The 12,234-nt window shown below is 43.9% G+C and carries 11 protein-coding genes; 9 read left to right on the top strand and 2 right to left on the bottom strand.

The genetic code is table 11. From position 1 onward, the window contains the following. Positions 1–16 precede the first annotated feature (16 nt). Positions 17–379, top strand: coding sequence for a response regulator (locus BLR42_RS10875; RefSeq protein ID WP_022762758.1), 363 nt, complete (start codon positions 17–19; stop codon positions 377–379). A 32-nt stretch (positions 380–411) separates the two neighbouring features. Continuing rightward, on the top strand, positions 412–1,164 hold the full coding sequence (gene lgt / locus BLR42_RS10880; protein ID WP_091868995.1) for a prolipoprotein diacylglyceryl transferase: 753 nt from the start codon (positions 412–414) through the stop codon (positions 1,162–1,164). 1 nt (position 1,165) lies between these two features. Here lgt and fabG read toward each other — a convergent pair whose 3' ends face one another. Then, entirely contained in the window at positions 1,166–1,912 is a 747-nt protein-coding gene (fabG, locus tag BLR42_RS10885; RefSeq protein WP_091868997.1) for an elongation factor P 5-aminopentanone reductase, read from the bottom strand. Positions 1,913–2,047: 135 nt separating this feature from the next. Between fabG and trxB the strand changes: the two genes are divergently transcribed. The 3 genes from trxB (at position 2,048) to BLR42_RS10900 (ending at position 6,880) form a co-directional block, all read left to right on the top strand. Next, entirely contained in the window at positions 2,048–2,983 is a 936-nt protein-coding gene (gene trxB / locus BLR42_RS10890; RefSeq protein WP_022762761.1) for a thioredoxin-disulfide reductase, read from the top strand. Between the two features lie 312 nt (positions 2,984–3,295). Next, positions 3,296–4,615 carry a C40 family peptidase gene (locus BLR42_RS10895; RefSeq protein WP_242879299.1) on the top strand — a complete coding sequence of 440 codons (1,320 nt, stop codon included), beginning with the start codon at positions 3,296–3,298 and terminating at the stop codon, positions 4,613–4,615. 219 nt (positions 4,616–4,834) lie between these two features. Then, positions 4,835–6,880 carry an alpha-glucuronidase family glycosyl hydrolase gene (locus BLR42_RS10900; RefSeq protein WP_242879300.1) on the top strand — a complete coding sequence of 682 codons (2,046 nt, stop codon included), beginning with the start codon at positions 4,835–4,837 and terminating at the stop codon, positions 6,878–6,880. Positions 6,881–6,923: 43 nt separating this feature from the next. Here BLR42_RS10900 and raiA read toward each other — a convergent pair whose 3' ends face one another. Beyond that, positions 6,924–7,454 carry a ribosome hibernation-promoting factor, HPF/YfiA family gene (gene raiA / locus BLR42_RS10905; protein WP_022762764.1) on the bottom strand — a complete coding sequence of 177 codons (531 nt, stop codon included), beginning with the start codon at positions 7,452–7,454 and terminating at the stop codon, positions 6,924–6,926. Between the two features lie 502 nt (positions 7,455–7,956). Here raiA and BLR42_RS10910 point away from each other — a divergent pair. The 4 genes from BLR42_RS10910 (at position 7,957) to BLR42_RS10925 (ending at position 12,229) form a co-directional block, all read left to right on the top strand. Further along, positions 7,957–9,135 carry an acetyl-CoA C-acetyltransferase gene (locus BLR42_RS10910; protein ID WP_022762765.1) on the top strand — a complete coding sequence of 393 codons (1,179 nt, stop codon included), beginning with the start codon at positions 7,957–7,959 and terminating at the stop codon, positions 9,133–9,135. Positions 9,136–9,264: 129 nt separating this feature from the next. Further along, the gene (locus BLR42_RS10915; RefSeq protein ID WP_091869002.1) at positions 9,265–10,059 is read left to right on the top strand and encodes an enoyl-CoA hydratase-related protein; all 795 of its coding nucleotides are present in this window, start codon (positions 9,265–9,267) and stop codon (positions 10,057–10,059) included. 18 nt (positions 10,060–10,077) lie between these two features. After that, positions 10,078–10,953 carry a 3-hydroxyacyl-CoA dehydrogenase family protein gene (locus BLR42_RS10920; protein WP_022762767.1) on the top strand — a complete coding sequence of 292 codons (876 nt, stop codon included), beginning with the start codon at positions 10,078–10,080 and terminating at the stop codon, positions 10,951–10,953. 115 nt (positions 10,954–11,068) lie between these two features. Beyond that, positions 11,069–12,229 (top strand): acyl-CoA dehydrogenase, encoded by a 1,161-nt coding sequence (locus BLR42_RS10925; protein ID WP_022762768.1) that lies wholly within the window; start codon positions 11,069–11,071, stop codon positions 12,227–12,229. Positions 12,230–12,234 lie beyond the last annotated feature (5 nt).

The raw sequence follows: 12,234 nt of genomic DNA on the forward strand, positions 1-12,234 counted from the left end.
ATAGAGGAGAGGGGCCATGGCAAACATTCTTATAGTTGATGATTCCAGAACATCCAGACGTGTTTTAAAGGATATGCTTGAGAGAAACGGGCATGTTGTTGTTGCTGAAGCTACGAATGGGCAGGAAGGGTTTAACGACTACGGCAAATACAATCCCGACATTGTTACGATGGATATTACCATGCCGGTTATGGATGGTATTGAGGGCTTGAAGCTGATCCACAAGTCATACCCGGATGCAAAGGTTGTTATGATTACTGCCGCAGGGCAGAATGAAAAGGTCAAAGAGTCGCTGGAGAATGGCGCAATTGAGTTTATCACCAAACCTCTTGATGAGGATAAGGTGATCGCAGCGATTGATAAAGTGATGAAAAAATAATTGCTTTAGATCAATACCGGAAATGAGGAATTATGTTTAATGATATTAAGATAGGTCCTGTTACATTACATATGTACGGCCTTATGATAGCTGTAGGATTTCTTGCAGCGCTCATGATTGTACTGAAAAGGGGAAAAAAGAAGGGCCTGTCTGAGGATATCATTTATGGTATTTTCTACTGCGCAATTATCGGAGGCCTGCTTGGATGCAGGCTTCTGTTTTATATTGTGGAATTCCCGAATATACTCAAAAATCCTTCTATACTATGGGATTTTGCAAACGGCTATGTCGTATACGGAGGAATAATCGGAGGAACCCTAACCAGCCTTATCTATGTGAAAACAAGGCACGAGGAATTCTTAAGATACTTTGATGTGGTAATGCCGGCTGTTGCGATTGCACAGGGCTTTGGAAGAATCGGATGCTTCTGCGCTGGCTGCTGCTATGGCGCAGAGACCACAAGTCCTTTTCATGTAGTATTTACACACTCGGACTTTGCACCCAACGGAGTACAGCTGATTCCTACACAGCTTATGTCCTCTGCCGGCGATTTCCTTATAGGTCTTTTCCTTATATGGTATTCCGGCAAGACTGATGTAAAGGGAAGAACGGCATCGATGTACCTTATCCTTTACGGTGTCGGAAGATTTATCATCGAATTTTTCCGCGCAGATTACAGAGGAAGTCTTGGAGTATTTTCAACCTCCCAGATTATCTCCTTCGTAATCGTTGCGATTGGAGCAGGCATGTATACCCTCGCTCCCAAACTGGAGATGCGGTTTTAAATTAAATCCATCCCCCATCAATAGTAATAACTTGTCCCGTCATATACTTTGGCGCAGTAGCAAGGTTAACCGCAAGTTCAGCGACTTCTTCCGGTTTTCCGAGCCTGTCCGCAGGTATCTCCGAGGCAAGCTCCATAAGCTCCTCCTCTGACAGATGGGAGGAATTCATCTCGGTATCAATTACTCCGCAGGAAATTGCATTTACCGGAATATTGCTGGGAGCAAGCTCCTTGGCAAGTGCTTTTGTGAAGGAATTGACGCCTCCCTTAGAGGCTGAATACGCAACTTCGCAGGAAGCACCGACATTTCCCCATACGGAAGAAATATTTATTATGCGACCTTCGCCGCTCTGCAGCATGTGCGGAACGGCGTTTTTACATATATAAAAGACAGAATCAAGATTGGTACCTATGATATCGTGCCACTCATCCGAGGTCATATCGGTCAGAAGACCATACCAGGCAATCCCTGCATTGTTAACAACAATCTGAGGGAAGCCGGTCTTCATGGTATTCATTTTTTCAAACATTAAGCTTACGCTTTTTTCATCCGAGACATCACAGCAAAATGTTTCCGCGATGATCCCGCATGTCGAAGCAAGAGAATCGGCGAAAGCGGTAAGTGAATCTATATTGTTTTTACAGCAAAGGAAGAGATTATAGCCTTCTTTTGCGAAAGCTTCGGCTATGGCTTTTCCTATTCCCCTTGAAGCACCTGTGATAAGCACAGTACCTTTATTTGAATGCATGGCAGGCTCCTAAAAATCTTTTTTTATATAATAACACAAAAAGGTATTTACAAATTTAGGAGATGGTATTATTATTTGGATAAATAAAAGATTGCACACAATGTAATTGCAAAATATTTATAGGAGGCTTTTAACATGAAAGATCTTATTATCATAGGTTCGGGCCCGGCAGGCCTTTCAGCAGCAGTTTATGCAAAGAGAGCAGGACTTGATACTCTCGTTATTGAAAAAGATCCCGTATCGGGCGGACAGATTTTAATTACATATGAAGTAGATAATTACCTGGGACTACCCGGAATCAACGGTTTTGATATGGGAATGAAGTTCCGCGAGCATGCCGATAAGCTCGGAGTTGAGTTCGCTGAAGGATGTGTTTCTTCTATATTAATGGAAAAAGAAGGCACCGATACCCAGGCACCTGTTTTCAAAGTTGTTACGGATCTCGGTGAATATGAAACAAAGTCTGTAATTCTTGCAACAGGAGCTTCTCATAATAAGCTTGGTATCAAGGGAGAAGAGGAGTTCACCGGAAGAGGCGTATCTTATTGCGCAACCTGCGATGGAGCTTTTTTCAGAAATAAGGTTGCTGTTGTTAATGGCGGCGGAGATGTTGCGGTTGAGGATGCTATTTTCCTGGCAAGAGGCTGCAGCAAGGTTTATCTGGTGCACAGAAGAGATGAGCTTAGGGCTGCCAAGATCCTTCAGGATGAGCTTCTGGCACTTCCCAATGTTGAAGTTATTTGGGACAGCGTTATCGAAGAAGTTAAGGGAGACAACAAAGTTACTGCGGTTTCCGTTAAGAATGTTAAGACAGGTGAAACACAGGATGTTGCCACTGATGCATTATTTGTTGCAATCGGAATTCATCCACTTACGGAGAGCTTCAGTGGCCTTTGTGATATGGATGAAAGCGGATACATAATCGCCGATGAGAGCGGTGCTACTTCCACACCAGGAATTTTTGTAGCAGGAGACTCCAGGAAAAAGCGTCTTCGCCAGATTGTTACCGCGGTTGCAGACGGTGCAAATGCCGTTACATCGGTTCAGGATTTCTTTGTGGGCAAAAAGTAAGGAAAATATTGTTTAGGAAAAGTTTTCCGAGCCGCTAGTTTATTACCTAAAAAGGAAACTGATTCGGTCAATTTACAATTTCTTGTATCAGAAAAAAATTTATCCACAATATATTGAAATTCCCGCAAGCCGCATGGATACTGGGTTTGCGGGCGTTTTAAATTGAGTTAATAGATTCGTCAATTTGAAAAATGGCTTATTTAAGCCTTGCAATTTTACGCGAAAATGTTTAAGAAAGGTTGACAAATCGAACGAGACAGAGTATATTGTTAAAAGATGTAACAAATTTGTAACAAATTTTGGAGGTTTGTTTTGCGAAAGACTAGAATGCAGCTTATAGCGATGGGGGTCGCTGCAGCCGTAACAGTTGGAGGAACTGGTATGAATGCTAGCGCTTCGTCATCTAAGGTGACAAATGTACTGCCTTCCGCAGGAATAAGCTATGCGCTTACAGGAGATTCAGTATCTCTCTCTAATCTCGCTGATGAGAATTCGGATGAAGCAGCAGAGCCCGATATTCAGGAATCTGCTGTTACTATAACAGAAACTACTCCTCTTGCATCAACTTTGCAGGAGAACATCCTTAATGATATTCAGAAGGCTACAGGTGCCACAATTCCTGCAGAGGAGCCCGGAACAGGTACAGAGGACAACTCTGAGGAAGAGATGACAGCTGAGGAGAAGGAAGAGGAGCGTTTTAAGTCCCTCGTAATTGCTAACGTTAATGATTATGTTAATGTTCGTGACAACCCGAGCGAAGAAGATGGCGAGATCATCGGTAAACTTTACGATGATTCCGTTGGTACTTTTATTGAAGAAGCAGACGGCTGGTACAAGATTAAGTCCGGTCGTGTTGAAGGATATGTTAAAGCTGAGTATTGTGTAACAGGTGAAGACGCTGTTGAACTTGCTAAGGAAGTTGGTAAGCGTATCGCTACAGTTACAACTACTACTCTTAAAGTTAGAAGTGGCCCCAGCACTGATGATGAGGTGCTTGGTCTTGTTCCTATCGAGGACGAACTTGTCGTAACCGAAGAGCTTGATGGCTGGGTTAAGGTCAGCATTGAGGAAGGTGAAGGTTATGTATCAATGGATTATGTAGAGCTTTCTACAGAGTTCGTTGAGGCTGAGTCCAAGGAAGAAGAGGAAGCTCGTCTTAAGAAGGAAGAGGAGGCTCGTAAGGCTGCTCTTGCTCAGGCTAAGAAGAATACTAAGAGCTCTTCATCCAATGATGGTGGAAGCTCTAAGAGCTACAATTCAGCTGCAAGCTACACAACACAGTCAAGTTCAATCGGATCTGCAGTTGCTTCTTATGCACAGCAGTTCGTTGGTAATCCGTATGTATATGGTGGAACCAGTCTTACAAACGGTGCAGACTGCTCAGGTTTCGTTATGAGTGTATATGCTAACTTCGGTGTTAGCCTTCCTCACTCAAGTGGTGCGGACAGAAGTGTCGGCGCAGCAGTTGATGGTCTTGCAAATGCACAGCCCGGTGATATTGTATGTTACTCAGGTCACGTAGGTATCTACATTGGTGGTGGACAGATCGTGCATGCTTCATCTGCTAAGACAGGTATCAAGATTTCAAACGCTAGCTACAGACAGGTTCTTTCAGTAAGAAGAATCTTCTAAAACATAAAAACAGAATTTCAAATACCGGTGGAATTATCCGCCGGTATTTTTTGTACTGTAAAATCTTCGGCGCTAAGAGCTCCGCAAAAATAGATACCGACAAAGCAATAAATGAGTTGAAGGATATACGAGCTATTGTTATATACTATAGTGAGCGATGAAAGGATAATACCTTTTCGCATCGCAACATCTTTGAGCTTGGAAAGGAATATGGTTTCTATGTGGACACAATGCTGGCTTGATTATAAAGAAGATAAAGACCGGGTGGCCGGGTTTGATAAATATTTCGAAGGAGTGTATCTGCCATCTGAGGCTGATGTGACAGCTGCTTTTGAAGAGATAAAAAGAGCCGCTGATATCTGGTTTGGAAAAACAGTAAAGACTTCAGAAGAAGAGTCTGCAGGTATTGTTCTTAAGATTATTTCCGCAGATGAGCTCCTTGGTTATGTGGAAAACGAGGGTAAAGAACTTCAGAAAAAGAGTTCAGAAGATTTTGATATTTTAAGAGACTCTTATAGAATATCAAGAAGCGAGGATAAGCTCGTCATAGAGGCTACAGCGAGAGAAGGACTTATCTTTGGTGCTTTTCGTCTGCTGGAGCTTATTAGACTTGGGAAGATGGATGAAGGAAGGTGCGTTACAGAGGTTCCGTCCAACCCTATCCGCATGCTTGATCACTGGGATAATATGGATGGCTCCATTGAGAGAGGATACTCAGGCAATTCATTCTTCTATGAAAAAAATGAAATAATAATAGATGATAGGACAAGAGACTATGCCCGCCTTCTTGCATCAATGGGCATAAATGCCGTTGCGATCAATAACGTTAATGTTAAGGATGCTGCTACTGAGCTCATCGGAGACAGATATATTGCGAAGGTTAAGGAGCTTTCGGATCTCTTTAATTCTTACGGCGTAAAGATGTATGTGTGTATCAATTTTGCAAGCCCTATAGATACTCCTATAGGCTCAGCTGATCCTTTAAAGCCCGAGGTTCAGGAGTGGTGGAACAAGAAGGCTAAGGAAGTGTATGAGAAGGTTCCTACGCTTGGTGGATTCCTTGTTAAAGCTGATTCTGAGGGCAGACCCGGTCCCATGACCTATGGAAGGACTCAGGCCGACGGTGCGAATATGCTCGCGAAGGCTTTGGCTCCCTTTGGTGCTACGGTCATCTGGAGATGCTTTGTTTACAACTGCCAGCAGGATTGGAGAGATCTGACTGTAGACCGCGCAAAGGCAGGATATGACTACTTTAGTCAATTGGATGGAAGCTTTGCTGATAACGTAATTTTGCAGATAAAAAACGGACCGATGGATTTCCAGGTAAGAGAACCTGTATCTCCACTTTTCGGCGGGTTATCAAAGACACGCCAGATGCTGGAGGTTCAGATTGCACAGGAGTACACCGGCCATCAGATAGATCTGTGTTATCTTATGCCCTGGTTCAAGGAGATACTCTCTTTTGATACATACCTTCCTGATGTGAAAGACTCCACTGTTGCGGGCATAATAAGCGGAAGAGCGGATAAGGCGCTTCGCGGCGGAATGGTAGCCGTAACAAATACGGGTAATGATGAGAACTGGACAGGTAACGACCTTGCAGCTGCAAACCTGTATGGTTTCGGACGCCTTGCATGGAATACGGAGCTTTCAGCTGAGGAGATTGTGGCAGAGTGGACAGCCCTTACTTATCCTATGCTTAAGGATGAAGACAAGAAGGTTATCTGCGAGCTTGAACTTGGCTCCTGGAGAACTTATGAGAATTATACATCGCCTCTTGGCATCGGCTGGATGGTAACACCTCATGACCATTACGGTCCCAGTGTCGAAGGTTATGAATATGACAGATGGGGAACCTATCACCGTGCAGACTGGCAGGGAATAGGCGTAGAGCGTGGACCTGAGGGCACCGGCTATGCACTTCAGTACAGATCTCCCAACAAGGAGAATTTCTCTAAGCCGGAGACTACCCCCGAAGAACTCTTGCTGTTTTTCCATAAGACACCCTATAAACACGTCTTAAAGTCAGGAAAAGCGGTTATTCAGCATATCTACGATACACACTTTGAGGGCTACGAAGAAGCTCTTGCAATGCAGAAAAAGTGGCAGAGTCTTGAAGGTAAAGTGCCTGCACGCGTTTTTGATAATGTATCCGAGAGATTTGAGAGACAGGTCAGAAATGCACGTGAATGGTGCGACATCGTGAACAGTTACTTCTTCCGCAGATGCGGAATCCCTGATGAAAAGGGAAGAAAAATATACTAAAATCAAAAATCCCCCGGCTTTGACGGGGGATTTATAAGTTTTCTCAAACTTCTGGCTCGATTAAGCCATATGTATTTCCTTTTCTCTTATAGACTACATTCGGCTGGTCTGTCTCAGCGTTTATGAATACGAAGAAGCTGTGTCCCAGAAGCTCCATCTGAATAGCTGCGTCCTCAACGTACATGGGTTTAAGATCAAACTTCTTTACACGCTCGATTCTGATTTCCTCATCATCGAAATCATCATTTTCAATGTATTCCTTCTTGAAATTACTGATCTCAGTCTGATGCTTGTTAACGAGTTTGCTTCTGTATTTTTTGAGCTGACGTTCTATGATCTCCTCCACAAGATCTATTGAAACGTACATGTCGTTACTGACTTGCTCGGATCTGATGATCTTACCCTTAACGGGAATGGTAACTTCGATCTTATGGCGATCCTTGTCAGCGGTTAATGTTACATTGATGTTGGTTTCCGGGGTGAAGTACTTTTCAAGCTTTCCGATTTTTTCCTCCACAGCGGATCTCAGTCCGGGTGTTACATCGATGTTTTTTCCAATAATAGTGAATTTCATGCGATCATCCCCTTTGCAGTGTATTATGGGTTAGAATTCTGTCAGACAAAATCCTAAATTTATAAACAAATTATAGCATTCTTACAATCGAATGTGCAATTTAATAAAAGATAGTTTACAAATCTTTAATTTTTGTGGATGTCGCACAAAAAATATGTTCGCTTCAAAATTGTGTAAACCTGATTTTTAATGTGGATAAATGTGGATGGTGTGGATAACTCCGTGTATAAGTCGAAAAATAGGCATTTCTATTTCAAAAATTGTGGATAACTTTTTAAGACTTTCTTAAATTGAATCCAATATTTTATATTGACTTTTAGATTTATGGGCAAATAGAACATCTTAACAAAAAATTTACAAAAAAAGAGTGTATTGTCTGTCCTTTTCCTTGCATAGAAAATCGCATGCATGCTATAATATATTCGTTGTGACAAAAAAATAACAAGCAACAAAAAATACAATAAAATGCGGACAAAATAGTCCCGAAACGGAGGTATCATCTATGGCACAGAAGGTAGTATTAGCAGGTGCTTGCAGAACTGCAATCGGTAAAATGGGCGGCGCCCTTTCTAACACACCGGCTGCAGATCTTGGTTCAATTGTTATTAAGGAAGCTCTTAACAGAGCAGGAGTTAAACCGGAGCAGGTTGACGAGGTACTTATGGGATGTGTTATCCAGGCTGGTCTTGGCCAGAACGTAGCTCGCCAGGCTTCAATCAAGGCAGGTCTTCCTGTTGAGGTACCGGCTGTTACTATCAATGTTGTTTGCGGTTCAGGTCTTAACTGCGTAAACATGGCAGCTGAGAAGATTTTATCAGGTGATGCTGATATCGTTGTTGCAGGTGGTATGGAGAACATGTCAATGGCTCCTTTCGCACTTGACAAGGCTCGTTTCGGTTATCGTATGAATAACGGCGTATTAAAGGATTGCATGGTAAATGATGCTCTTTGGGATGCATTCAATGATTACCACATGATCCAGACTGCTGATAACGTAGCAGAGCAGTGGAAGCTTACAAGAGAAGAGCTTGATGAGTTCGCACTTAACAGCCAGCAGAAGACTGAGGCAGCTCAGAAGGCTGGTAAGTTCAAGGATGAGATCGTTCCTGTAGAAGTTAAGGTTAAGAAGGACACAGTTGTATTTGATACAGATGAAGGCCCTCGTCCGGGATCTACAATGGAAGGTCTTGCAAAGCTTCGTCCTATCAACAAGGATGGCGTTACAACAGCAGGTAATGCTTCAGGTATCAACGACGGCGCTGCAGCTATCGTTGTTATGAGCGAAGAGAAGGCCAAGGAGCTCGGTGTTAAGCCTATGGCTACTTGGGTAGCAGGAGCTCTTGGCGGTGTTGATCCTTCTATCATGGGTGTTGGCCCTGTAGCAGCTACAAAGAAGGTTCTTGCTCGCACAGGTCTTACAATTGATGATATCGATATTTATGAGGCAAATGAGGCTTTCGCAGCTCAGTCTGTAGCTGTTGGAAAGGACCTTAACTTTGACCTTTCAAAGCTTAACGTTAACGGTGGTGCTATTGCACTCGGACACCCTGTTGGAGCATCAGGATGCCGTATTCTTGTTACTCTTCTTCACGAGATGCAGAGATCTGACAAGAAGCGAGGTCTTGCTACTCTTTGCATCGGTGGCGGCATGGGTTGTGCAACTATCGTTGAGAGAGACTAATTAAATGCTAAAAGGAAACGGATTTTTTCCGTTTCCTTTTTACACGCTAAAAGAATTTACGGTATTTAGGCAGGCTTAAGGTTCTGCTGATATACCTAAATTATAGAAACGAACAAGGAGGCAAAGAAAATGGGATTTGTAAATGTTGAAGTTAAGGATAAAATCGCTGTCCTTACAATCAACCGTCCTGAAGCACTCAATGCTCTTAACAGCCAGGTTCTTGATGACTTAAGCGCCGCTCTTGACAGCATTGATGTGAACACAGTAAGAGCTCTCGTTCTTACAGGTGCAGGCGAAAAGTCATTTGTAGCAGGTGCTGACATCGGTGAGATGAGCACTCTTACAAAGGCAGAAGGTGAAGCATTCGGTAAGAAAGGAAATGATGTTTTCAGAAAGCTGGAGACATTCCCCATTCCTACAATCGCAGCAGTTAACGGCTTTGCTCTTGGTGGCGGCTGCGAGATCTCAATGAGCTGTGATATTCGTATCTGCTCAGACAACGCTATGTTTGGTCAGCCCGAGGTTGGTCTTGGAATCACTCCCGGATTCGGCGGCACACAGAGACTTGCTCGTCTCATCGGTGCAGGCATGGCTAAGCAGCTTATCTATACAGCACGCAACATCAAGGCTGACGAGGCATACAGAATCGGTCTTGTAAATGCAGTTTATGCACAGGAAGAGCTTCTTCCTGCAGCTGAGAAGATGGCAAACACAATTGCAGCACAGGCTCCAATTGCAGTTCGTGCATGCAAGAAGGCTATCAACGATGGACTTCAGCTTGATATCGATAAGGCAATTGAGCTCGAGGAGAAGATCTTCGGTGATTGCTTCGAGACAGAAGATCAGCGTGAAGGTATGGCTAACTTCCTTCGTAAGAAGGACGACCCGAAGAAGGTTAAGGTTGTAGACTTCCAGAACAAATAACTTTAGGAGGATATATAAATGAAAGTAGCAGTAATTGGCGCAGGTACAATGGGAGCAGGTATTGCTCAGACATTTGCACAGGCAGACACAGTAGATAAGGTTTATCTTTGCGACATTAAGACAGAGTTCGCTGAGGGCGGCTTTGCTAAGATTAAGAAGAGCATCGACAAGATGGTATCTAAGGGAAAGATCGATCAGGCTAAGGCTGATGCTATCATCGGCAAGATCCAGACAGGTCTTAACGACATCTGCACAGACGCTGATCTCGTAGTTGAGGCAGCTCTTGAGGTTATGGATATCAAGAAGAACCTTTTCAAGGAACTTGAGGAGAACATCGTAAAGAATCCTGATTGCATTTTTGCATCTAACACATCATCTCTTTCAATCACAGAGATCGGTGCAGGACTTCCGAAGCCCGTTATCGGCATGCACTTCTTCAATCCCGCTCCTGTTATGAAGCTGGTTGAGGTTATCCAGGGTGCTAACACACCTGAGTCTGACGTTGAGAAGATCAAGAAGATCTCTGAGGATCTTGGAAAGACTCCCGTTCAGGTTAACGAGGCAGCTGGTTTCGTAGTAAACCGTATCCTTGTTCCTATGATCAACGAAGGTATCTTCGTATATTCAGAAGGTGTTTCCGATATCCAGGGCGTAGACACAGCTATGAAGCTTGGCTGCAACCATCCTATGGGACCCCTTGAACTCGGTGACTACATCGGACTTGATATCGTTCTTGCAATCATGGACGTTCTCTACAAGGAGACAGGTGATTCCAAGTATCGTGCTTGCCCTCTTCTTCGTAAGATGGTTCGTGGTAAGAAGCTTGGTGTTAAGACTGGTATCGGTTTCTACGATTACAGCGACGGCGGCAAGGTTCCCACTGATAAAAAGTAAAAGTAATCACTTGGCGCCGTCCTTTGGCGCCTAGTGTACTACTTTGTTCTGGCGAAGGGCTTTGCCCTGAGAGCAGAACTCCCTTAGACAACAATTCATTTAGGAGGATATTTTCATGGATTTTCAGTTAGATCAGCAACATGAAATGGCGAGAGCTCTTTTCAAAGAGTTTGCAGAAAAAGAAGTTAAGCCACACGCTATAGATGTGGATGAGACAGAGGTATTCCCTATGGAGACCGTTAAGAAGATGCAGAAGTACGGTTTCATGGGTATCCCGATTCCGAAGGAATACGGCGGACAGGGATGTGATCCTCTTACATACGCTATGTGCGTAGAGGAGCTTGCAAAGGTTTGCGGTACAACAGCAGTTATCGTTTCCGCACACACATCACTTTGCTGCGATCCTATCATGACATACGGTACAGAAGAGCAGAAGCAGAAGTACCTTGTTCCCCTTGCAAAGGGTGAGAAGCTCGGTGCTTTCGGTCTTACAGAGCCCATGGCTGGTACAGATGCTCAGGGCGTTCAGACCAAGGCTGTTCTTTCAGAAGACGGTAAAGAGTGGATCCTTGATGGTTCTAAGTGCTTCATCACAAACGGTGAGGTTGCTGACGTTTATATCATCATCGCTTACACAGATATCGTTGAGGATAAGAGAGGCAGAAAGACAAAGAAATTCTCAGCATTCATCGTTGAGAAGGGAACACCCGGATTCACATTCGGTACAAAGGAAAACAAGATGGGTATCCGGGGATCATCCACATACGAGCTCATTTTCCAGGATTGCCACATTCCTGCAGAGAACCTTCTTGGCGCTAGAGGAAAGGGCTTCCCGATCGCCATGCACACACTTGACGGTGGACGTATCGGTATCGCTGCGCAGGCTCTTGGTATCGCTGAGGGCGCTCTTGATCGTACAATTGAGTACGTTAAGGAGAGAAAGCAGTTTGGTCGTTCAATCGGTCAGTTCCAGAATACACAGTTCCAGCTTGCTAACATGGCTACACAGTGTGAAGCAGCTAAGATGCTTGTTTACGCAGCAGCAGATGCTAAGAAGAACAAGGATCGTTACTCTGTAGAAGCTGCTAAGGCTAAGCTTTTCGCTGCAGAGGTTGCTATGGATGTTACAACCAAGGCTGTTCAGCTTCACGGTGGTTATGGTTACATCAGAGAGTACGAAGTAGAGAGAATGATGCGTGATGCTAAGATCACAGAGATCTACGAGGGTACATCTGAGGTTCAGAGAATGGTTATCAGTGGAGCATTACTTTCCTAATATCC

Source organism: Butyrivibrio sp. INlla16, assembly GCF_900104155.1.
GTDB lineage: Bacteria > Bacillota > Clostridia > Lachnospirales > Lachnospiraceae > Butyrivibrio.

Excerpts from the sequence above, each read along its gene's own strand:
- BLR42_RS10875 (WP_022762758.1), top strand. The coding sequence starts at position 17 with ATGGCAAACATTCTTATAGTTGATGATTCCAGAACATCCAGACGTGTT.
- lgt (WP_091868995.1), top strand. The coding sequence starts at position 412 with ATGTTTAATGATATTAAGATAGGTCCTGTTACATTACATATGTACGGC.
- fabG (WP_091868997.1), bottom strand. The coding sequence starts at position 1,912 with ATGCATTCAAATAAAGGTACTGTGCTTATCACAGGTGCTTCAAGGGGA.
- trxB (WP_022762761.1), top strand. The coding sequence starts at position 2,048 with ATGAAAGATCTTATTATCATAGGTTCGGGCCCGGCAGGCCTTTCAGCA.
- BLR42_RS10900 (WP_242879300.1), top strand. The coding sequence starts at position 4,835 with ATGTGGACACAATGCTGGCTTGATTATAAAGAAGATAAAGACCGGGTG.
- raiA (WP_022762764.1), bottom strand. The coding sequence starts at position 7,454 with ATGAAATTCACTATTATTGGAAAAAACATCGATGTAACACCCGGACTG.
- BLR42_RS10910 (WP_022762765.1), top strand. The coding sequence starts at position 7,957 with ATGGCACAGAAGGTAGTATTAGCAGGTGCTTGCAGAACTGCAATCGGT.
- BLR42_RS10915 (WP_091869002.1), top strand. The coding sequence starts at position 9,265 with ATGGGATTTGTAAATGTTGAAGTTAAGGATAAAATCGCTGTCCTTACA.
- BLR42_RS10920 (WP_022762767.1), top strand. The coding sequence starts at position 10,078 with ATGAAAGTAGCAGTAATTGGCGCAGGTACAATGGGAGCAGGTATTGCT.
- BLR42_RS10925 (WP_022762768.1), top strand. The coding sequence starts at position 11,069 with ATGGATTTTCAGTTAGATCAGCAACATGAAATGGCGAGAGCTCTTTTC.